Annotated in this window: 21 protein-coding genes; 15 read left to right on the forward strand and 6 right to left on the reverse strand. The window is 39.9% G+C overall.

The genetic code is table 11. The annotated features are described in order from the left end of the window. Positions 1-4: 4 nt before the first annotated feature. The gene (locus tag A6E06_RS19345; RefSeq protein WP_065592686.1) at positions 5-2464 is read left to right on the forward strand and encodes a molybdopterin guanine dinucleotide-containing S/N-oxide reductase; all 2460 of its coding nucleotides are present in this window, start codon (positions 5-7) and stop codon (positions 2462-2464) included. 128 nt (positions 2465-2592) lie between these two features. Here the strand turns inward: A6E06_RS19345 and A6E06_RS19350 are convergent, their stop codons facing one another. Both A6E06_RS19350 and A6E06_RS19355 read right to left on the reverse strand, forming a co-directional pair. Next, a complete protein-coding gene (locus A6E06_RS19350; protein ID WP_065592685.1) occupies positions 2593-3978 on the reverse strand; it encodes a histidine kinase sensor domain-containing protein in 1386 nt (461 codons plus the stop codon). A 9-nt stretch (positions 3979-3987) separates the two neighbouring features. Further along, positions 3988-4653 carry a response regulator transcription factor gene (locus A6E06_RS19355; protein WP_017021635.1) on the reverse strand — a complete coding sequence of 222 codons (666 nt, stop codon included), beginning with the start codon at positions 4651-4653 and terminating at the stop codon, positions 3988-3990. 235 nt (positions 4654-4888) lie between these two features. Between A6E06_RS19355 and A6E06_RS19360 the strand changes: the two genes are divergently transcribed. The 3 genes from A6E06_RS19360 to A6E06_RS19370 all read left to right on the forward strand — a co-directional run bounded on the left by A6E06_RS19360 (position 4889) and on the right by A6E06_RS19370 (position 7402). Then, complete coding sequence (locus A6E06_RS19360; RefSeq protein WP_065592684.1) at positions 4889-5269, forward strand: DUF3316 domain-containing protein; 381 nt, start codon at positions 4889-4891, stop codon at positions 5267-5269. A 104-nt stretch (positions 5270-5373) separates the two neighbouring features. Continuing rightward, positions 5374-6057 (forward strand): heavy metal response regulator transcription factor, encoded by a 684-nt coding sequence (locus A6E06_RS19365; protein ID WP_065592683.1) that lies wholly within the window; start codon positions 5374-5376, stop codon positions 6055-6057. A gap of 4 nt (positions 6058-6061) precedes the next feature. Continuing rightward, on the forward strand, positions 6062-7402 hold the full coding sequence (locus tag A6E06_RS19370; RefSeq protein WP_065592682.1) for a heavy metal sensor histidine kinase: 1341 nt from the start codon (positions 6062-6064) through the stop codon (positions 7400-7402). A gap of 3 nt (positions 7403-7405) precedes the next feature. Here the strand turns inward: A6E06_RS19370 and A6E06_RS19375 are convergent, their stop codons facing one another. Genes A6E06_RS19375 through A6E06_RS19385 form a run of 3 tightly spaced genes read right to left on the reverse strand, consistent with a single transcriptional unit; the run spans position 7406 to position 9283 of the window. After that, entirely contained in the window at positions 7406-8449 is a 1044-nt protein-coding gene (locus A6E06_RS19375; protein ID WP_065592681.1) for a potassium channel family protein, read from the reverse strand. Between the two features lie 50 nt (positions 8450-8499). Next, positions 8500-8973 (reverse strand): methylated-DNA--[protein]-cysteine S-methyltransferase, encoded by a 474-nt coding sequence (locus tag A6E06_RS19380; protein WP_065592680.1) that lies wholly within the window; start codon positions 8971-8973, stop codon positions 8500-8502. A gap of 1 nt (position 8974) precedes the next feature. Beyond that, positions 8975-9283, reverse strand: a complete 309-nt coding sequence (locus A6E06_RS19385) for a helix-turn-helix transcriptional regulator (RefSeq protein ID WP_065592679.1) — start codon at positions 9281-9283, stop codon at positions 8975-8977. A 106-nt stretch (positions 9284-9389) separates the two neighbouring features. On the opposite strand from A6E06_RS19385, the gene A6E06_RS19390 reads away from it, so the two are divergent. The 11 genes from A6E06_RS19390 to A6E06_RS19440 all read left to right on the forward strand — a co-directional run bounded on the left by A6E06_RS19390 (position 9390) and on the right by A6E06_RS19440 (position 22816). Then, on the forward strand, positions 9390-10310 hold the full coding sequence (locus A6E06_RS19390; RefSeq protein WP_065592678.1) for a permease: 921 nt from the start codon (positions 9390-9392) through the stop codon (positions 10308-10310). 198 nt (positions 10311-10508) lie between these two features. Next, positions 10509-11033, forward strand: coding sequence for a DUF3087 domain-containing protein (locus tag A6E06_RS19395; RefSeq protein WP_065592677.1), 525 nt, complete (start codon positions 10509-10511; stop codon positions 11031-11033). 128 nt (positions 11034-11161) lie between these two features. Further along, complete coding sequence (locus A6E06_RS19400; protein ID WP_065592676.1) at positions 11162-12040, forward strand: NAD(P)-dependent oxidoreductase; 879 nt, start codon at positions 11162-11164, stop codon at positions 12038-12040. A gap of 490 nt (positions 12041-12530) precedes the next feature. Then, the gene (locus tag A6E06_RS19405; RefSeq protein ID WP_065592675.1) at positions 12531-13664 is read left to right on the forward strand and encodes an extracellular solute-binding protein; all 1134 of its coding nucleotides are present in this window, start codon (positions 12531-12533) and stop codon (positions 13662-13664) included. A 112-nt stretch (positions 13665-13776) separates the two neighbouring features. After that, entirely contained in the window at positions 13777-15075 is a 1299-nt protein-coding gene (locus A6E06_RS19410; protein ID WP_017020915.1) for an ABC transporter permease subunit, read from the forward strand. Next, the gene (locus A6E06_RS19415) at positions 15075-15989 is read left to right on the forward strand and encodes a sugar ABC transporter permease (RefSeq protein WP_065592674.1); all 915 of its coding nucleotides are present in this window, start codon (positions 15075-15077) and stop codon (positions 15987-15989) included. The genes A6E06_RS19410 and A6E06_RS19415 overlap by 1 nt, the downstream gene beginning before the upstream one ends. Further along, on the forward strand, positions 15989-17125 hold the full coding sequence (locus A6E06_RS19420; protein ID WP_065592673.1) for an ABC transporter ATP-binding protein: 1137 nt from the start codon (positions 15989-15991) through the stop codon (positions 17123-17125). Before A6E06_RS19415 ends, A6E06_RS19420 begins: the two co-directional genes overlap by 1 nt. 82 nt (positions 17126-17207) lie before the next feature. Then, positions 17208-17831, forward strand: a complete 624-nt coding sequence (locus tag A6E06_RS19425; protein WP_065592672.1) for a hypothetical protein — start codon at positions 17208-17210, stop codon at positions 17829-17831. A gap of 84 nt (positions 17832-17915) precedes the next feature. Next, on the forward strand, positions 17916-19889 hold the full coding sequence (locus tag A6E06_RS19430; protein ID WP_065592671.1) for an amylo-alpha-1,6-glucosidase: 1974 nt from the start codon (positions 17916-17918) through the stop codon (positions 19887-19889). Between the two features lie 89 nt (positions 19890-19978). Further along, a complete protein-coding gene (locus tag A6E06_RS19435) occupies positions 19979-21817 on the forward strand; it encodes a glycoside hydrolase family 13 protein (RefSeq protein WP_065592670.1) in 1839 nt (612 codons plus the stop codon). Positions 21818-21880: 63 nt separating this feature from the next. Continuing rightward, on the forward strand, positions 21881-22816 hold the full coding sequence (locus tag A6E06_RS19440; RefSeq protein WP_065592669.1) for a LysR family transcriptional regulator: 936 nt from the start codon (positions 21881-21883) through the stop codon (positions 22814-22816). A gap of 125 nt (positions 22817-22941) precedes the next feature. Here the strand turns inward: A6E06_RS19440 and A6E06_RS19445 are convergent. Further along, positions 22942-23358, reverse strand: a 417-nt coding sequence (locus A6E06_RS19445; RefSeq protein ID WP_141677015.1) for a methyl-accepting chemotaxis protein, incomplete at its 5' end; no start/stop codon positions are given.

Consider the following 23358-nt stretch of genomic DNA (forward strand, 5'->3'; position numbering starts at 1 on the left):
GACTATGACAACTATTACTCGTCGCGGCTTTTTAAAAGGCGCAGGTGCATCTGCTGGTGCATTAGCGATCACGTCTATCGCTCCGTTATCTGTGAACGCTTCTACGCTTGGCCGTACAGATTCATTAATTCTGACGTCTAGCCGCATGGGGCCATTACTTTGTGAAGTTAAAGATGGTCAGCTTATTTCAACCAAAAGCGGATTAGCTCAAACCGTACCAAACAGCTTGCAGCTTACCGGTCCATCACAAGTTCATACAAAAGCCCGTGTAAAATACCCAATGGTTCGTAAAGGGTATTTAGAAAACCCAAGTAACCCTCAGGGGCTTCGTGGCAGTGATGAATTTGTGCAAGTGTCATGGGATGATGCCTATAAGCTAATTCATGAGCAACACATGCGCATTCGTGAAACGTATGGCCCTCAATCTATTTTTGCCGGTTCTTACGGTTGGCGTTCAAGCGGCGTGTTACATAAAGCTCAAACACTGCTTCAACGTTACATGAGTATGGCTGGTGGTTATACCGGTCACATGGGTGATTACTCAACGGGGGCCGCTCAAGTTATCATGCCGCACGTTGTGGGTTCTATCGAAGTGTATGAACAACAAACGACTTACCCTGTTATTTTAGAAAACAGTGAAGTAGTTGTTCTATGGGGCTTAAATCCACTTAACACTCTTAAAATTGCGTGGTCTTCTACCGACGGACAAGGTCTTGAATTTTTCCACCAACTGAAGAAATCAGGAAAAACAGTCATTATTATTGACCCAATGCGTTCAGAAACGGCTGAATTCTTTGGTGAGAATGCTCAATGGATTGCACCTCATCCGCAATCTGATGTTGCGATGATGATGGGTATTGCTTATCAATTAGTAAAAACACAGCAACACGATACTGAATTCCTTACTAAGTACACGACGGGTTTCGAACAGTTCGAAGCGTATCTAATGGGTAAAGAAGACGGTATAGAGAAAACACCACAATGGGCATCTGAAATATGTGGTGTTCCAGCAAAACAACTGGAACTTCTGGCTAAGATCTTTAAAGAAAATCGCACCATGCTTATGGCTGGTTGGAGTATGCAACGTCAACAGCACGGTGAACAACGTCACTGGATGCTTACTGTTCTTGCTTCAATGCTTGGTCAAGTTGGTCTACCTGGCGGTGGTTTTGGTTATTCATACCACTATTCTAATGGTGGAAATCCTACTCGTGATGCGGGTGTATTACCTGCAATTTCTGCATCTATCGGTAAAACGGGTGATGCTGCAGCTCGCGGTTGGGCAGCGGCTGGTGGTGTTGTAGCTTCTTTCCCTGTAGCTCGAATTGTTGAGTGTTTAGAAAAACCAGGGACTGAATTCCAACATAATGGTCATACGATGACCTTCCCTGAGCTTAAAATGATTTGGTGGGCGGGCGGTGCTAACTTTACGCATCACCAAGATACTAACCGTCTGATCAAAGCATGGCAAAAACCTGAACTTATCGTAATTTCAGAACCATACTGGACAGCGGCTGCAAAACACGCAGATATCGTTCTACCAATTACGACTTCATTTGAGCGTAATGATATGACGATGACAGGCGACTATTCTAACCAACATCTTGTTCCTATGAAGCAAGCGGTTGAGCCACAACATGAAGCTCGTAGTGATTTAGATGTATTTGCTGATATGGCAGAGTACATTACGCCTGGTGGTAAAAATGTGTATATGGAAAACAAAACGGAGATGGAATGGCTTCGTGATTTCTATAAAACAGCACAACAAGGTGGTCGTAATGCTCGCATCCCTATGATGAACTTCAGCAAATTCTGGGAAGCAAATGAGCTTATCGAAATGAAGTGGAATGAAAAAAATGCTCAATTTGTTCGTTTTGGTGATTTCCGTAAAGATCCAATTATGAACCCACTAGGAACACCAAGTGGTAAAATTGAAATTTTCTCTAAAACAATTGAAAGCTACAAGCTAGATGATTGTCCTCCACACCCTACGTGGATTGAACCAACAGAGTGGATGTTCAACTACGCTGATGGTGAATTGCAGTTAATGACATCGCACTCAGCACACCGTTTGCACAGCCAATTTAACTATGCCGATCTTCGTAAAGAATACGCAGTACAAAACCGTGAGCCTATTACAATTCACCCAGAAGATGCAAAAGCACGTGGTATTAAAGATGGCGATTTAGTTCGCGCTTATAACCAACGTGGCCAAGTTCTGGTTGGTGCTTTTGTCTCTGATGGCATCAAAAAAGGCAGCGTCTGTATCCACGAAGGTGCATGGCCTGATTTAGACCCTAAAACAGGCATGTGTAAGAATGGTGGACCAAATGTACTGACAATGGATATTCCTACGTCTCGTTTAGCCAATGGGAACTGTGGCAACTCTGGGGTTGTAAAAATTGAAAAATTCAAAGGCGTTGCTCCAACATTAACGGCGTTTACGCCACCAATGAATGGGTAATATGATTTAGTTCATATCCATAAATAACAAACCCGAGCATATAATGTGCTCGGGTTTATTTTTATCTTCACTTCAATATTTCTTATAACCATCGCTGCAATTCTAAATAATACTAATCTAGGTAAGAACTAAACAGGAAACAACAGTGAGATCCTCAAACCGCCCTCTTTTCGATTATCAGCCTTCACTTTCCCCTTCATCACTGACATCGCTTCTTTCACAATCGCAAGCCCCAAGCCATAACCACCAGATTGCTTATCTCTGGCTGACTCTAAACGAGTAAATGGCGCAAAAATATCTTTCAGTTGATGCTCTGGAATACCAAGCCCATCATCTTCAACAATAACCGCAATATAATGCCGTTCATTCTCTTGATAACGGGTGATCAACAATCGAATAGTCGCGTTATCTCCCGCGTATTTAATGGCGTTGCTAATGAGGTTATTTATACACCGAGCTAAAAGACGACAATCAACCATCACAACATCAGCCCCATGGGAGAATCGTGTTTCTAAGGTTTGATTGGGTTTTAAATCTGAACGTAATTGCGTAATTTGAGCTTCACAATAACTGTCTAAAATCAGTGATTCTAATTTTGTAGAATAACGCGCGTTCTCTAATTGGCTAAACTCTAAAATCTCACCAACCAAGTTATTCATTTCTGCCGATTCATTTTCTAAACGATCAAGCAAATGTACATGCTCGTTATCTGTTCTCTTTCTTAATAAATGCAGAGCTAAGTTATGCCTAGCCAATGGTGTTCGTAATTCGTGAGACACATCTCGGATCAACCTATTTTGCTTTTCAGCAAGAGAGTGTATTTCCCCTGTCATATTATCAAAGTCATGCGCCAACTCACTAAACTCGCGCACTGAATGACCAATTTCATCCGCCACTTTAATCGTAAAATCACCTTCAGAAAGTCGATGGCTCACCTCTCTTAATTTATCTAATGGCTTTTGCAAATAACGAGCAATAACCCACGAAAATAAGCCTAAAATAAGGCCAGAGATAATGATTTTTATAATACTAAAATACAGCGAAAAATAACGAGCAGGGTGATATTTGTAAGGCATTTGCATCACAATCGTCAACCCATCGTTCAATGGTATTCCAATGATCGGTTGATTCACTTTATTATCAAGCTGCGTATTGAGTGGACGTAAATATTTCAACTTGAACTCAAAATGAGGATGCATGTCTCGGTGTGTAATTGGTCGGTTATTTTTATCCAATACAAATAGATAATACTCTTGTGCGTTTGCCCAATCAGCCAGTTCATCCATGTCCCCTTCATCAATGAGAACATTGGCTTGGTAGGCTAAATCCAACATTTTGTCTTGGATAGAAGACGGAATTCGTAACATCGATTTCATTAACGCAATTTCGGCCAAACTTTGCAATGAAAGTATCACAACAAGAATGATAGCGAATGAGCTGAATAAACGAAACGCGAGTCCATTGCGGTGCTTACGAATAAAAGAAGGACAAGATTGAAACCAACGCAAAGCCATTATTATCTCCTACCCATTAACCATTTTTATAAAGCTATAACCACGGCCACGAACTGTTTTAATGTGTTGTTTAGATAAGCCCGACTTCAATAACTTACGACGAATATTGCTGATGTGCATATCCAAATTTCGATCAAACGGACACAGCTCTTTCTTTAAGATATTCGTTTGTAAATCCGCCTTCGACACGACAACATCGGTATTTTTAATCAAATATTGCAGTAACTCTGATTCTGTTTCAGTTAATGGCAAACGCGAGAACTGCTCAGAGAGATCTTCAATTGCCCCCACGTAACTTTGACGCTGACGCTCTAACCCAACTCGACGCAAGATGGCCGTAATACGCGCGAGTAATTCCGGCACATTAAATGGTTTAGCAATAAAATGATCGGCACCGGCTTGTAAGCCATCCAACATAGAGGCTTCATCACCTAAGGCCGTTAGCATAAGAATGGGCGTTGCAAAACGTTGACAGATACGTCGTGCCACTTGAAACCCATCAAGCTTAGGCAACATGACATCCAGCAAAACAAGATCAACAGAATGGTTTTGAATATACTCTAATGCACTTTCACCACAATGTACGCAATCAACATCGTAGCCTTCCTCTTGCAATACTTCTTGTAATAAATTGCACAATGCAATGTCATCATCAACCACTAAAATACGGGACACGTTTACTCACCAATTAAAATGAAAATCGTTCGCATTCTAATCTCAGCATTACCTCAGTGCAATAAAGAATTTCAAATGGCGACAGTTTCTCTCTTCTTAATGATATCAGTCATAAAAACACGACCCATTCCCCAAAACTAACATGACAAAAATGTCATATACCAGACCCCGTTATGTCACTTTCAGTCCGCTATTATGAACCTACTTAAACAAAACAGCTCATTAAGGAATCATCATGAAATCATTCAAAACGCTTGCTCTATCAGCCGTTATTATTCTTGCAAGTTCAAATGCGATGGCTAACTCAGTTATCACTAGCGGCAACTATATTAGTAAAACAAGCAATACGACGCTCTATACTGACCATGTAACAACGAAAAAAGAAGCCTACAATCAAGCTTTAACTCAATTAAATAAACTCGATACAAGTTCACCATCAGAACTTAAAAAGGCATTAAAAATCAAATCATTTGAATCAAAAACAACCCAAAGCATTAGCTTAGACGACAAGAGTTACATCACAGTTCAAGAAACAATGAACATGGCAGGGCAAATACAATACACAGGATTAATACACGCAAATTATCATTACTTAGAGCACAACTCTAATGACTAGTTTTTTTGTACTATTCTTTATAAATCAACGTGCCATATAAGAAAGATGCGACTATATTGTATTGATACCCACTGATTGTTCTCCGTATTTAAAGAAGTAACGTGATGAAACTACTTATAATAGAAGATGAAACGAAAGCTGGAGATTATCTAAAAAAGGGATTAACAGAGTCCGGTTACACTGTTGATCTGTCGCGTGATGGCGTTGATGGTTTGTATAACGCAACGACATATCAATACGATTTAATTATCTTAGATGTCATGCTGCCAAAATTGAATGGGTGGCAAATTTTGCAAACGCTCAGAAACTGCGAAAATAGCACGCCTATTATTATGCTGACGGCAAAAGATCAAGTAGATGACAGAGTAAAAGGGTTTGAACTCGGCGCGAATGATTACCTAATCAAGCCCTTTGCCTTTGCTGAATTAAAAGCTCGTATTGAAAATGCACTGAGATCTCAAATTGCAAACTCGCACACCCAAAAAGTAAACGAGTTAGTCTTGTGTGATTTACAACTCGACCTTTTAAAACACACTGCGACAAGAAATCACGATAATATTACGTTAACAGCAAAAGAATTTTCATTACTCGAATTGTTCATGCGAAAGCAAGGAGAAGTACTATCAAGAACCACCATCGCTTCTCTCATTTGGGATATGAATTTCGACAGTGACACCAATGTCATTGACGTTGCCGTTAAGCGACTCAGAGCAAAAATCGATAAACCTTACGACACGCCATTGATTCACACGGTGCGAGGAATGGGTTATAAAATGGACGAGGTGTGATGCAATGAAAACTCATTATCTTTCAATGAAATTAAAGCTCACCCTCATGTTTTTCTCCACCTCGGTATTTGTGTTTATTGGCCTTGGCATCGCCATTCAGTATCTCGTTCAATCCCATTTCTATGAAGAAGATCGTCATCAAATAACCTCCAACCGCACTTCCGTTTCCGTCTTACTGCAAAACAAAGGGATTACCAGTACCGAGATATTTGCATCATTAAAAAGCAGAGGCATTAATGTATGGATAACCAAAAAGAACGGAGAGCAAACCCAAAACACCAACGTAATCGCAAATGATGGTGCATTTTCTCCATCAAAAGACCTTAACGAGTGGACGTATAATAACCATACATTTAGAACCTTATATTATCCTCTAAACGCACATGAAGAGTACACTGGCCTTCTCATTGGCATTAACATTGATCATCACATTCAATTTAATAAAAAACTCAAAGTTATTTTAATGTGGTCTATTGGCATCGCGAGTTTGCTGTCTTTTCTTTACAGTTTTTTGATCGTGAGTATGGGATTTAAACCGCTTAGATCACTGCAAAATAGAATCAAAGAAGTTCAACCAAATAAATTGCATATCCGATTATCTGATGAGAGTTTACCCACTGAGCTCATTGAGTTTGCGAGGGTGCAAAACCAAATGCTTGAACGATTAGAATTGGGGTTTCAGCGCTTAAGTGACTTTTCTTCTGATATTGCCCATGAGTTAAAAACCCCATTATCGAACATTGTGACACAAACTCAAGTCACGCTATCACACTCAAGATCCACACAAGACTATCAAGACATTTTATCGTCTAATTTAGAAGAATTAGAACGGATCAATAAAACCATTAACGATACTCTCTATCTTGCTAAATCAGAAAATGATTTGCTATTAAAGAGTAATGTCCACTTAGATTTAGTCTCATTATTTGAACCTATTGTAGAATATTACAGCATCATTTCTGAAGAGTCAGACGTTACTATCCTGCTTTCTGGTAATGGCGTGCTATGGGGGGATAAATCGATGATACAACGAATTGCTAATAATCTCTTATCAAACGCAATTCGTCATTCAGCACCAAACAGTTCTATTTTAATTGATATCAAAGACAGCCCAAATAAAGTGCAATTATCAATTTCAAACATAGGTGACACTATCCAAGAAAAGGATCTGCCTTTTATTTTTGAGCGCTTTTACAGAGCCGATAAATCACGAACACATTCAAGCAGCACAGGCGCAGGGCTTGGATTACCTATCGTTCGTTCGATTGTAAATGCACATAATGGAAAGATAACAGTGCAGTCTGCCGATACACAAACAACGTTTACCGTTTCTTTCCAAAAATAATGATTAATTCGTAATGTTAGCCCAATTAAGATCGACAATACGCTCATCCGCAATGTAATAAATCACATCGCCTGGCGATAGTATGGTTTCCAAACTTGGGTTAATTTTGCACCCTTCATTATTTGTCTGTATGGCAATAATGATGGCTTCATACTGCTTCTTAAATGGCGTATACACCGATTCAATCGTAAATGGCGTGATGTCACTCGGTATCTCAATTGAGTATTGAGTTTGACCTTCATGCGCGCTCACCAACTCTGAATGAATAAAGCTTGAGCCTTTATCCATTACAGACTTCGCCACTAATTCTGTCGACAGTGACGAAATACACTCTGAATTTGGGCAATATTTATGCAATAAATCTCGTTTGATTGGATCTTCAAAGTGAGCCACTAAATGCGCATCGCTGTTTTGCTCTGCGACAAACAAACTAATGGTTAACGTTGCATCATCTAAATCGGTATCAACAATCACCGCACTGGCTTTCGATAAGTTTGAGCGTTCCATTTCTGTTGCATCGGTAAACGAGTTAACGCGAACAAAATGGATATCAGAATCAAAAGGAGACTCTTCATACTCACAAGAGACAACCACCACTTCTCGTCGGCCTTGCTCTTCTCTTCTTAACATTTGAACAAGGTGAGGCGTTCGCCCACTGTTTATTCCAATAACGATAATGTGATTTTCTAAGTTCAAGTTTCGTCTCCCTCTTCTGTTTGTACGCCAAAAATCGGTAAAAAATACCGCGGCACGTCCCACTGACAACGCAAATAAACCAACACCGCATGGAATAATAAACAAGGCTGAAAAGAGTCGACCATGATCGGTTGTTGGGCTTAAATCACCATACCCTACGGTACTACTGGTGGTAACGATATAGTAAAAAAAGCTGGATAGGTTATCGGTTAAATGAGGTTCATTAGCCAAGGTTAACCCTAGCCAACTTAACGCGACGTAACTGATAAGAAGAAACATCAGCGTATACATATTAATCGCCATAAAGTGCTTATTAATTAAGTTAGCAATGACTTTTAATATTGCGTGCATTGTTATTCCTTCATCATCCATAATTCCGATCAGTGTAGCGTACTACAAAATTAACGTATACCTTCTAACTTTAATAATGCTTGTTTGATGTCAACGCCACCAGCGTATCCCGTTAGGCTGCCATTTTTACCAATCACACGATGACAAGGAACGATAATTGAGATTGGATTTTTACCATTAGCCCCACCAACTGCTTGAGACGCCTTTGGGTTACCTACTGCAATGGCAAGATCTTTATAACACCAGGTTTCACCATAAGGAATGGTCGTTAATGCCTGCCACACCTTGTTTTGAAATTCGGTGCCATTTGCCGCTAATGGGATCGAGAACTCTCGACGTTCACCATTAAAATATTCGGTTAACTGGCTAATAGTGAGTCGCAAAATAGGATGATCATCGTCTTGCACTCCAAAGTCACTAAGTTCTCTTGCGTGACTTTCATACCACACACCCAGTAGACCATCGTCATTCCCATTGACCGTGATCAGGCCTATTGGACTTTCAAATTGCGTATATACATTCATTTTATTGTTCCTCTTCTTCACACGCTTCATCAAAACAACATTCGTCTTGTAAAAAACCAATCACTGACGTCAGTTTCTCATATTCAGCCACACAAAAAAGGGTACGACCTTCACGACGTTGTGAAATTAGCCCCGCAGAGGCCAAACCTGATACATGATGAGACAACGTAGAACCCGGAATATCCAATTTTTCTTGAAGTCCGCCGACCGCAATACCTTGATACCCAGCTCTCACTACACTTTTATAAATAGCTAAACGTGTGGGATGGCCTAATTCTTTCAGTGCTTTAGCAACAATCTCGATATCCATGACGCGTCCTCTTTAAATTTATATTTCGATAATACTAGAAATAACTTGATCATGCTAATCCTTAAGTGTACATTTCGACTATTCCAGAAATATAGAGATTTAGATTATGTTTACAATTACACAAGATATGGTGATGGACACCTTAAATATGTTCGCGTTTTTAGCGGCAGAATTAACCGTACTGTTCCTATTAATTAGCTACCTTGTTGGCGTCTTACAGGAATACATTCCACCAGCAAAGATCCAACGTATTCTGAGTGGGAAAAATGGCCGAGGCTATATTGTTGCAGGCTTATTAGGAGCGATTACTCCATTCTGCTCATGCTCAACAATTCCTTTCTTGAAAGGTCTATTACGAGCGAAAGCCGGTTTCGGTACCATGATGGTGTTCTTGTTTGCAAGTCCGCTACTAAACCCAATTATTATTGGCCTGTTTGCGGTGACATTCGGACTTAAAGTTACCGTGTTCTACTTTGCGATTGCGATGGGCGTTTCAATCATTGCGGGCTACGCATTAGAAAAACTGGGCTTTGAAAAATACGTAAAAGAAACCGCGTATATCGCACCTGAACCAAAAAGCTGTGGTTCAACCTGTGGCGGCGCGAAAAAAGCACCGCAAAGCAAGTGGATCAAAATTTGGAACAGCACATGGACTGATTTTAAGAAAGTATTACCTTACTTGATTGGTGGTATCGCACTTGGCTCTATGATCTACGGCTTTATGCCAACAGAATTCGTTGCTCGTATCGCAAGTGAAAATAACCCATTTGCAATCCCAGTTGCGGCGGTCATTGGTATTCCACTTTACATTCGTGCTGAAGCGGTTATCCCGCTAAGTGCAGCACTAGCAGCAAAAGGAATGAGCCTTGGTGCAGTAATGGCGCTAATCATTGGTAGTGCAGGGGCAAGTTTAACCGAAGTGATTTTACTTAAATCTATCTTCAAGAACCAAATGATTGCAGCGTTCTTAGTGGTAATTCTAGGCATGGCAATTGGTGCGGGCTTCTTGTATCAATTTATCTTTTAAAGATTAAACACCTCAAAAAATAATACGCAATATTAACAAAGCCATATCACTCAATTTGATATGGCTTTTTGTATCTTAACCACATCTGTTTTTCAATAAAACGTTGATGAAACTAACGGTTACTCTTTCTTAATTCCAATTTTATTCCTTTTTGCACTACACTGCCCATCTACTTACTTTCATCGAGAATGGTCTAAAATGAAAATTCTAAATATAAACAAAGACACGTATCGTAAAAAAACCAACTTGGTCATGGTGGGTTTTGTTGGTTGTCTTGCGGTGTTAGCCCTTGCATTCGGCTCAATTCTTATTGCTTTATTTGGCTCAGAAGGCATTACTGAATCCGGCTCTACTGGTAACTTTCATCTCAATGTTCTTGGCGTTATCTTAGCGGTTATCGTAAGCTCAATTATCATGAACAAAGTAAAAGCGCACGCTTACTTTAATGAGATCATGTATGTATGGCAGCTAAAACAAATTCATAATCGTATCTATCGTAAGCTAGCGAAGATTAAAGAAAAAGCAGCCAAAAATGATCACGACTCTCTGTTGATACTCGCTTTTTACTACACGACTCAACAACAAGTATTTACCTTGGATAACAACACCCTTACCATTACAGCGGTTCAAAAAAGCTTAAATGAAGTATATGAACAAGCCACAGAAATGAACCTTACGCTTGACCTTGATAACTTTACTGTCGATTTACTAGATAGATACTAGTAACAGACACAACTGATCATGAATTAATTTCATGACAATATCACAAACAATCTCAATATTGACCTATGTCAAATCGTTACGAGCTGTGTTTTAATCGTTAATAACAACAGCACATAATAAGGAATGACATGGAAATCACTAACGTTAGCTTCATTGGTTTGGGCGTAATGGGTTACCCAATGGCTCGTCATCTGCAAACTGCAGGTTTCTCAACCACGGTATATAACCGCACCGAAGCAAAAGCTAAACAATGGGCTGCGGAATACCAAGGTCAATCAGCTCAAACTCCACGCGAAGCATCAGAAGGCTCAGACATCGTTTTTGTTTGTGTTGGTAATGATAACGATGTTCGTAGCGTTATTTATGGTGAAGATGGCGTTCTTGCAGGTTTAAAGCCTGGCGCTATTTTAGTCGATAACACCACCACATCAGCAACCTTAGCGGTTGAACTTGCTAAAGCGTGTGAAGCACAAGGTAACCAATTTATTGATGCACCTGTTTCTGGTGGTCAAGCCGGTGCTGAAAATGGCGTATTAACCGTAATGTGTGGCGGCAATGAAGAAGCTTTCACTACAGCAAAACCTGTAATTCAAAGCTTTGCGAAAGCCATTACCCTTCTTGGTGAAAATGGCCAAGGTCAACGCTGTAAAATGGCAAACCAAATCTGTATCGCTGGTGTTTTAAAAGGGTTAAGTGAAGCGCTTATTCTTGCTGAAACAGCAAATTTGGATATAGACCTTGTCGTTGAAACATTAAAACACGGGGCTGCCGGTTCATGGCAGATGGAAAACCGTGCAAGCACCATGGCGCAAGATAAATTCGATTTTGGTTTTGCTATCGATTGGATGCGAAAAGATTTAGGCATTTGTCTAGATGAAGCAAAAGCTCATGGGATTAAGCTGCCACTGACTGAAGAAGTCGACCAAGAATACAAAAACCTTCAAGAGCAAGGTTTAGGTCGAATGGATACGTCTGTGCTAATCAAAGCGGTTAAAGCAAAAGTATAATTCTACATTGCCAATAAATAACTCAAAAAGGGGGACAAAGACTGTCGCCCTTTTTACTGTAAAGTGTATTCCTCTATTCCCTTTTTTATTCAATTTTCTCATCAGCTTATCTTAACTGTGATCCACCAATACTTTTGTTTACCCTACCGATTTTTCTACTTTCTTTTGTCTCGTCCTACAGACTGTTACTGCCTTCACATTTTTAACCAATCAAAGATAGTGAATACCCTAGATATCGTTGCGGTAGATAACATTTATCTATGTGATATGCATTTTATCTATGGCTACCTAAGATAAATAGCATTTCACCGTATACCACCAAAGATCTATGATTATCTCAATGACGTTAGCCTTATAAACAGGTCAACATGTATCGCAGGAAGCACTCTAGAGAGACCGCTTAATACTAAATATAAGCTGTTGATACCATTAAATTATACCAACGTGATTTTATCGGTTTAAAACTCTATCCCTTTTCAGGAGCAATAAAATGATTAAGAAAATATCGCTTGCCGTTTCAGCCGCCCTACTATTAAGCAATACCGCAATGGCAGCAGAAAACATTGTTATCGGTGTAGAAAAAAGCTACGTACCTTACTTCACCGAATTGGCTGAACAGTTCAATCAAGGCAAAGATTTTAAAGTAGAAGTAACTGCAACAAGTATGTTTGATTTACTGGCTGCACTACCAACTCAAAAAGGCAACATTGCTGATATTTTCATGATCCCAAATGACCGAATCGGTGAATTAGCGGATCAACATTTAATTGCCCCAACCAATTTCACCGTTAACGGTTATACCGATGCAGCAACCAACGCATCAACCTATAACGGCCAAACCTACATGCTTCCAATGTCTACAGATACAACCCTATTTCTATATAACAAAGACATGTTAAAAGAAGCACCAAAAACACTGAAAGAAATCCCACCATCAGAATGGGCAGCGAAATTCACTGATTTCTACTTCACTGGCGGTCTATTCATGTCTAACGGTGGTTATATCTTCAAAGACAATAACCCTCAAGATATTGGTTTAAATACACCTGACGCAATCAAAGCGGGTTTAGCGGCTCAAGAGCTATATAAAAGTGGCGTGAGTCACTGGACCCTAATGCAAGATGATACCGTTGCTTATGACATCATGATGAAATACTTCATGGAAGGAAAACTAAAAGCCATTATCAACGGCCCATGGGCAATTGCTGATATTGAAAAAGCAGGCATTAACGTTGGTGCTGCACCAATTCCAAGTTGGGATGGCAGTCATCCATATAAAGCCCTAACAGGCACAAAAGGGATGACCGTAAATGGTTACAGTGATAATCAAGAAGGTGCTCGTGAGTTTATTAAATTCCTAGCGACTCCTGAAAACGCAAACAAATGGTATGCAGACACACGTGAAGTATCACCTAGCCTATCTGTCAATTACAAAGAAGGCTCTCTACATAAAGCTATCTTTGATGCGACCAATATCGGCCAACCTATGCCAAGTATCCCAGAGTTCATGAAGGTTTGGGGACCAATGAAAACGGGTCTTGCTCAAATCGCACAAGGTCAAGATGTAAAAGCGGTACTAGATGCAGCCGTTGATACTATCGAAATTGATATCGAAGACATGTAACCCACACCCATTCGATTTTCACTCTATCTGCACGATGCCGAATCACTCAGCATCGTGCAATACAAAGACATGACATATCTACACAACACTAATAAATAAGTAGGTTATTTACATGAGTCAACAGTTTGTATTCTGGCTCTCTATGCTTATTCCTGGCAGTGGACACCTTCTACTGCGTCGAATGCGAGAGACTCTATTTGGATTCTCTATATTGGCTTTAGAGATATTGGTTTTTATTCAATTTACCCTTCCTAATTTCCGTCTATTGGCTGTCGAACAACCGAATGGAAAAATCACTATTGGTGCAGAGCGCTTTGTAGATGATTCTTTTCTTATCATGGTAGGTTCAACCGTTGGCGCAATGATGATCTTAGTCTTTTTCGCATTGCACTACGCCTTTGCTCGCGATGCAAAAGACGTAAAACGACAAATAGATGAATCTGGTTTTGCAATTACGTTTACTGAAAAAGTACGCGGATTATCACACGAAATCGTACCTAATCTAATTACCGCACCTAAGTTCATATTGCTGTTTGTTTTTGCTTTACTGCCAGCAATTGTTTCTATTGTAGTGGCCTTTACTAACTTCAAACGCCCTGTTTTACCACCAGCATTTCTTATTGAATGGAAAGGCTTTACCAACTTTGAGCGTTTGTTCACGAACGAACGTACTGCTGCTGCATTCCAAGAAACCTTGTCATGGACACTCACCTGGACCTTCTGTGCTTCTGCCTTGACTATCGTTCTAGGTACCGTCCTTGCCGTTGTAGCAAACAATAAACACATCAGAGGGAAAAAATTCTTCCGTACTGTGTACATTTTACCTTGGGCGGTTCCTGCTTTCTTAACCATTCTTGTTTTCCAACTTTTCTTCTCAAAGATTGGCGGCATGAACACCATGGTTATCCCGTTTTTCACCGGTAACGAATACGATGTAAGCACAGCAATTGGCTTCTTCCTAAACGCAGATTACGCCAAAATCACCATCATACTAATTCAAGCATGGTTAGGCTTCCCTTACGTATTTATCTTAGTAACGGGTGTATTACAAACCATTCCTGATGACTTGTATGAAGCCAGTGCCATCGATGGTGGTAACGCATGGACCAACTTCTTCGACATCACTCTACCCTTGATATTGATCAGTGTTGCTCCGGTGTTTATTACTCAATTTACCTTCAACTTTAATAACGTCACCATCGTTTACATGTTAGGTGAGGCAACGGTTCAAACCGTAGGGTCAATCTACAAACCACTCGATACGATTTCATCTCTTGGTTTCCGCTTAATGATGGATGCTAAATACAACGAAGCGGCGGTATATACCTTAATCACCAGTACAGTTGTTGGTGCCGTGGTCTTGTATTCATGGTTGAAAGCGGGTGCCTTTAAAAATGAGGAAGTGATGTAATGGACAAAGCAATCCCTTTAGCACGCCAAATCAAAGCAAAACGTTTTAATCGTCATGTCATCACGAAGAACATGGGTGTGGCTTGTTGTTATGCGTTTCTGATCTCGATGGCAGTGATCATTCTTTACCCAATATTAGTGACCTTAATGAGTGCGTTTAACGTGAGTAATTCACTGTATTCAACCTCATTTTTCCCTGAGAATTTCAGTCTAACGGAAAATTTTGTTCAGCTTTTCAATGATACGCCTTATTTGAGTTGGTACCGAAATACCTTCTTAGTATCGATAATTACCATGATTCTTTCTACGTTTATCGTGACAATTTCTGGGTTTGTTTATTCTCGTTATCGTTACCAATCACGTAAAAGTGCATTAATGTCATTACTGATTATTCAAATTATCCCATCAGGCAGTGGCTTAATTGCTCTGTATGCGATTGCGAACTCTATCGGTATTTACAGCTCTGCCAACGCCACACTTTATACGTATATCTTTATGATCCTCATCTACACCACAGGTGGTATCACAATGAATACGATTTTAATGAAAGGCTATTACGATTCGATTCCTCGCGCATTAGATGAATCAGCAAAAATTGATGGCGCAACTCAAATGCAGATCTTCAAAGAAATCCTACTGCCATTAGTTAAACCAATGATCATGGTTATCGCTATCTTCTGTTTCTTAGGTCCAATTGGCGACATCATCATGCCTAAGTTCCTGATTGCAAGTATGGATTCAGAAGCGAAAACACTGGCAGTTGGCCTTATGGGTCTTATCAATAACATCAAAGAATCAAGCTACAACGTATTCGCAGCAGGCGCGGTCTTAGCAGCAATTCCGCCTGTTATCGTTTTCTATAAATTTCAAGATTATATCGTGGGCGGCTTAACGTCTGGTGGAGTAAAAGGCTAATGAGCAAAATTTCATTAAGAAACATCAATAAAAAATACCCAAATTCTGATACGTGCTCAGTGCGTGATTTCAATCTCGATATTGAAGAAGGGGAATTCATTGTTCTTGTCGGTCCATCAGGCTGTGGTAAATCCACCACGCTACGTATGATCGCAGGCTTAGAAGACATTACTGATGGCCAGTTCATTATCGATGGCGAAGTAGTCAACGATGTTAGCTCAAAAGATCGTGATATTGCGATGGTATTCCAAAGTTATGCGCTTTACCCACACATGTCAGTGCGTGACAACATTGGCTACGGCCTAAAGTTACGTAACTACCCTAGTGATGATATTAAAAGCTCGGTTGACAACATCTCTGAAGATCTATTTTTAACGGAATATCTAGAGCGTAAACCAAAAGAGCTTTCAGGCGGTCAGCGTCAGCGTGTGGCTTTAGGCCGAGCAATGGTTCGTACCCCTAAATTGTATTTAATGGATGAACCACTAAGTAATTTGGATGCGAAGTTACGTACCACAACCCGTACTGAAATCTCTCGCATGCACAGAGACAAAGGCGCTATCACAATTTACGTAACCCATGACCAAGTTGAAGCAATGACCATGGCAGACCGTATTGTATTAATGTCGATGGGTGAAGTTCAACAAATTGGTTCTCCAAAAGAGCTATTTACTAACCCTAAAAACTGTTTTGTAGCCACTTTCATGGGCATGCCATCAATGAACCTTATTGAAGGAATGTACGAAGGCGGTCAATTCATGTGTCCTTCTTTCTCGATTACCTTGAATGAAAGTGACCAACAAATCCTAAATAACGCTGGTTATAACGGAAAGCCTGTCACGTTAGGCGCACGTTCTAGTGCCATTCGCTCTGGTAAAAAATACCGCGATGCGTTCCCTGATTGTTGTTTTGAAGTCACTGCGCTTAACAGCGAATATTTAGGCGATGCGATTAACGTGTTCTTTAATGCCGCACCCATGAATCTATTTGTGGGCACATTAGGCACTGGCGAACCAGATGTTGAGATTGATGAAAAAATCACTCTGGTTATCGACAACACCAAACTGCATTTCTTTGATACTGAAACGGAAGAATCCATCAAGTACTCAATCAAATCTGCTGAATTTAAGAAATAAAATAAAACCATTTATTGCCCTCTCTCATTGAGGGCAATAAACCCTGTTTTATAAACAACACTGTTAAACAAGGAGTCACATTTTGAATTTTCGCGGCCAACTTCAACGCATTCACGACTATATGCTTCATATTGCAGTCGCTGTCGTTATTTTCATTACCGGCTTTATCATTGCTTATAGTAGCCTTCCTAAGCCATCATTTGACTACTCAACCTTTACTGAACAGCAGCAAAATTTTAAACAATGTGTGAATAATGATGAGCTATTTTCCTCAGCACAACAGTTTGAAAATAACTATTTAACCCTGCCATTAGAAGTCATTAACGCCCAATACAAAGCACTGCGTGATCAGATCCCAAGTGATTGCGGCTCTTTCCATGTAGAGAGCAGCTATGAACAGTTGCAAGAAATGGCATTACCCGTATTAGCTGAAGCCCAGCGTTTTTATGGCACTAAAGACGTAAAAGCAGTGAACGCTGTGTATACCACGCCCTCTCAATACAACGCACTGCTTACACAGCCTCAGCCTTATCTGTTTTTCATTTCTGATAATGCACAAGAGCGCATTACTGCATTCAAAGTAACACCAACTAAAAATGAGGTTCAAATTACCCCGCTTTGGGGATACGAAGAAAGCCAAAATCTCGCGTATACCCAAGGTGAAGTGCAAAAACTCTTACTCGTTTATAACGAAATAAAAAGCTAACAATAAACTCCCCTGCCAATTTAAAATCACCAATCTAAGTGAATAAAGGCGGGGTAACATTTGACATTAAATCGTAAGGTTCACATGAAAATATCTCTTTCTAAAGCCAATTTTCGCGATATGACTCGCCTTGAAGAATCAAACTACTTATTAACGAATGGATTAGGTGGTTACTCTTCTCTTACCCTTGCAGGATCGTGCACCCGTACCGATCACGCCTTATTTATGGCAAGCCTTGTTGCGCCTAATAATCGTTTTTGTTTTGTTCGCCATTTGGATGATCGTATTACGCTATCAAACCAAGAAAGCCATCCGCTGTCGTCTCAAGCAAACGTAAACCCTTATGATTCTGTTGATTCAACACTGTTATTTGATAACTTCAGTCAAACCTACCTTCCTGTTTTCACTTATCGAATTGATGGTATTGAAATAACCAAAACCCTTGTTATGACCCATGAAGTCAACCGACTTGCCGTTAAATATCAGGTGTTCAACCCATTACAACAAGCCTTTACCTTAAATATAACGCCGAAATATCAATTCTGTTCAAAAGGACAAAACCTATCAAAAGAACAAGAATTTACGCACCAAGAAGGTAAAATCAGCAGTAATAATCAGACCTTAGCTTATCGTCATAATGGCGTAGATTCCGCATTAGACACGCCTCGTTATGAATCAGGCCTGTTCTTCTCTTATGATGCACGAGATGGCCGCCCTGCGACTGACGCTCAAATGTCACTGCATACTATCGACTTTACCGGTAGCGACACTCACGAAGCATTTTATGTCATCTTTGAAGCAGAAGAAGAACGCGCTGCCTTACTAGCAACTCAATCAGTAGATGCCATGATTGATACTGAAATTAAACGCCAAAAAACCTATATTGAACAAGCTCAAATTAAGAGTGTTTTTGGCCAACAACTCGTGCGTGCCAGTGAGCAATTTGTGGTTGACCGCGATTCTACCGAATCAAAATCAATCATTGCCGGTTACCCATTCTTTGCTGATTGGGGTCGTGACACCATGATTGCGCTTTGGGGATGTAATTTATCGACCAATCAATTTGAAGATGCAAAACAGATCTTCCGCACCTTTATTCGTTATGAGCGTCGTGGCGTATTACCCAATCTCTTCCCGGAAGCTGGGGTTGAGCCAATGTATAACACCATTGATGCCTCGTTGTTATTTATCGTTAGCCTTTATGAATACTACCAAGCCAGTGGTGATATAGAGTTCATCCGTGATGAAGCCTACGAGTGCATGACAAACATCTATCAGCATTATCGTAACGGTACTGATTTTGATATTAAGATGCTTGATAACGGCTTAATCAGCGGCGGCAGCGGCTTTGATCAACTGACTTGGATGGACATTCGTTATGGCGATATCGTTCCAACACCACGACACGGTTGTGCAGTAGAGATCAATGCACTTTGGTTTAATGCGTTGTCTATTTTGGATTTCTTTAATCAAAAACTGAACACACCAATGCCAGAGTTACCAGCACTTGTAGAACAAGTAAAAGTCACCTTTAACGATGAGTTTTACAACGAGGCTGGGTACTTAAATGATTGGATTAAAGGAGGCGAAGTAAACCAACAAATCCGTCCAAACCAAGCTTATGCACTAGGTTTACCTTTCCCAATTTTAAGTCAAGAAAGAGCGCGTTCTGTCATTCTTACTATTTATAAAGAATTGTATTCGCCACTGGGGTTACGATCTCTTGCGATGAATGATCCTGAGTTTAAGGCCGTTTGTACAGGTTCTCATTTCGATCGTGATATGGCATACCACCAAGGTACCGTTTGGGGCTTTATGATTGGTCAATTCTTAATGGGTATATTACGTCAATTCCCACAAGATAGAGACTTACTTCGTATTGTTGAACAGTTTATTGAACATAACCAAGATGGACTTTATGAAGGCTGTATTGGACAACTTGCCGAGATTTATGATGGTTATTCACCAAGTCAATCTCGTGGTTGTTTTGCTCAAGCCTGGAGTGTTAGTGAAGTTTTGCGTGTCGTGAAATATTACGAACAAACGCACCAAAAATAGAATTTCATATTTAAGTAATTATACTAACCTGAGTAGCTATCACGTCAGATAGTTATTTGGGTTGGTACTTTCATTAAACGGTATTAATCATGATTACAAAAGCAGCGATTTATCACAGATCTCATTCAAGCTATTCTTACACCTATGATAAGGATACCCTCCATTTACGCATTCGTACCGCAAAAGGCGAAGTCAATAACGCCACGCTAAGAATTGGAGACCCATACGATTGGACATCCGGTGGCGGTGGCGGCAACCTCAATGCAGAAGATGCTATGGGTTGGAGTGGCGGCGAAAACTTTGTTATGGAAAAAGAGTGTGAAACAGAACTGTTTGATTACTGGTTCTGCGAAGCGCAACCACGATTCTTCCGTGCTCGTTACGCTTTTATTCTAGAAGGCGAAGAGAGCGAAACACTGCTCGTTACTGAGAAACAAATTTTCACCATCACTGATGATGCAGACCCTGTATTAAGCCAATTACTCAATTTCTACTGCTTCCCATACATGAATCCTATCGATGTATTTAGCCCGCCACATTGGGTAAAAGAAACGGTTTGGTATCAAATATTCCCTGAACGCTTTGCCAATGGCGACCCATCGATCTCACCGAGTAATGCACTTCCTTGGGGATCAGAAGATCCAAAAACCAACAGTTTCTTTGGTGGTGATTTACAAGGTGTTATTGACCATCTTGATTACTTGCAAGATCTTGGTATTACCGGCTTGTATTTCACTCCAATTACTCAAGGCAAAACTAACCACAAATACGATACCGTTGATTATCTAAAAGTTGACCCGGCTTTTGGTGACGACGACACCGTAAGAACGTTAATTGCAGAAGCCCACAAACGTGGCATGAAAGTCATGTTAGATGCTGTATTCAATCATATTGGTGCCGATTCTATTCAATGGCAAGATGTCATTAAAAACGGAAAAGATTCCAAATACATTGATTGGTTCTATGTTGAGCAATTCCCACTTGTGGATGAGTCTAAAAAAGATCAACACAGTAAAGAGTATCTCAACTATCGCGCTTTTGCCTTTGCGCAGAACATGCCAAAACTCAATACCGAAAACCCAGAAGTGATGGAATATTTACTGGAAGTAGGCCGATACTGGGTGCGTAATTTCAATATTGATGCGTGGCGTTTAGATGTCGCAAACGAAGTTGATCAACGCTTCTGGCGACGCTTCCGTGATGAATTAAAAGCGATCAAACCTGAGATCTATATTTTAGGAGAAGCATGGCATGATTCAATGAATTGGCTTGCCGGTGACCAATTTGATGCCGTAATGAATTACCCATTATCCGACGCCATGATAGGATTTTTTGCTCAAGGAAACCTAAGTGCTAATCAGTTCAAATACGCGGTAAATGACGTTAATACAAGCTATCCTATTGCGGTTAATGAAGTCGCATTTTCATTGTTAGATAGCCATGATACCGCTCGTATTCTTCACCGTTGCTCTGGCAATAAAGAAAAAGTGAAGCTGGCGTACTTATTCCAATTTACCCACAGTGGCACTCCTTGTATTTATTATGGTAGTGAGATTGGCTTAGATGGCGGGGCTGATCCATTAAATCGTAAATGCATGATTTGGGATGAAAGCAAACATGATATGAACATGAAGCAGCATATTATGCAGATCATCAAGTTACGTAAAAAATACCCTGCGCTTCGCGCTCATCGTATTAACTGGTTAATGAGCGATGATGAACAGCAATATCTGATTTATCAAAAAGAAAATGGTACTGATTACATTACCATCTTTATGAATAACAGTGAACAATCAGTAGAAGTAACGCTACCAAGTTTACTTTCTGAACAAAAAGTTATTGATATTTATAACGAAACCTCTTGCAAATTAGAAGAAACGTTAACATTGGCACCCTTTAGCTTCGCCATGTATCAAAACGAAAAGTAATCGCTAGATATCAAGCAGTAAGCCACATAAAATAGCTCTTTCTTATTCAAGCAAAGAGCTATTATGTTTAAATTAATGATTCAATTCATTCAAGTAGCTAAAACTCAAAACGTCACCCAAGCCGCGAATAATCTCTGCTTAAGTCAACCGACATTAAGTCATAACATGCAGAAGTTAGAAGAGAAACTTGGCAGTAAATTGTTTAATCGTAACTCAAAAGGAATAACTCTAACTTCCAGCGGAGAGTTACTTTACGAACAAGCAAAAATGATGCAAAACCTCTATGAAAACACCCTTAATAAATTAGAGAAGAACAAACTCAGACACCAGACCGAACTAAAAATTGGCTGTGGTGATGCATGGTGGCATCTGTTTATTCGAGATTGCGTACAAGATTTTAGAGACACCTACCCGCACAGTAATATCTCTGTTGATGTTGGTAATCATCTCCAATTAATGAACCTTCTATTAAGTGATGAGATCAGTATTTTCGTAGGCCACGAAATATTGGGATTAGCACAATATGAAGACATACAGTTCCATCCTTTATTCAGCTGTCATGAAGAAGTGTATGTAAGAAAAGATCACCCCCTTTTAGAAATCACCTGCAGTAATGAAGACATTGCTCGCTTCCCATCGGTTGATTTAGGCGCAGCAAAGAAACGGTTTTCACATCTAGTTCAAAAACAAAATGAACAATTAACCTCTTTTCAAAAGCGTCATTATTTACAAGAAAAGGTTATCTATAATACGAACTCGCTACTAACTGCCATTGATTTACTTCAAAACAGTGATGCTATTTTACCTTATCCAATGACGATGAGAGATTACTTTAGTGGCTTTGATATTGTACCTTTACAGATGAAAGAGTGTTTCAGCAAAGCGACAATTGGAGCGTATTTACATAAAGATGGCCAGCAAAATAAACAAAGTATTATATTACTTGAGCAATTTAAAGAGCTGATTAAAACGAATCCACATATTAATGGTTCTATCTGATTATAGGGTTCTCCTGGTCATTTAACCCTAAAATAGATAATAAAAAAGGAGATCATACGATCTCCTTTCTAGTTTCTAGTTTCTAGTTTCTAGTGCAAATTAGCTCAATTCAATGACTCGTCAAATTATACTTTAAAGCGAGACAAAGACATTTGCAGCGTAGTTGCAAGTTGTGCTAGCTCAACACTTGATTGTGCTGTTTGCTCTGCACCTAATGCCACTTCACTGGCTGACAAACTCATGCTTTGAATATTGCGACCAAGTTCTTCTGTTACTGAATCTTGTTGGCTACACGCACTCGCAATTTGAATTCCAGTATCTGCCACCTTCATCATGGTTTCTTCAATCATTTGGATTGATTGACCCGTCTGAACACTTTGCTCTACACAAATACGAATTTTAGAACAACTTTGATCTGTTGCTGCTTTTGCGTGTGTTGCACTTGCTTGCAGCTTCTCTATTATCTCAACAATTTCACTGGTTGATGATTGAGTACGACCCGCAAGAGAGCGAACTTCATCCGCAACCACGGCAAAACCACG

Origin of the sequence: Aliivibrio sp. 1S175, assembly GCF_001690985.1 — a bacterium.
Lineage (GTDB): Bacteria > Pseudomonadota > Gammaproteobacteria > Enterobacterales > Vibrionaceae > Aliivibrio.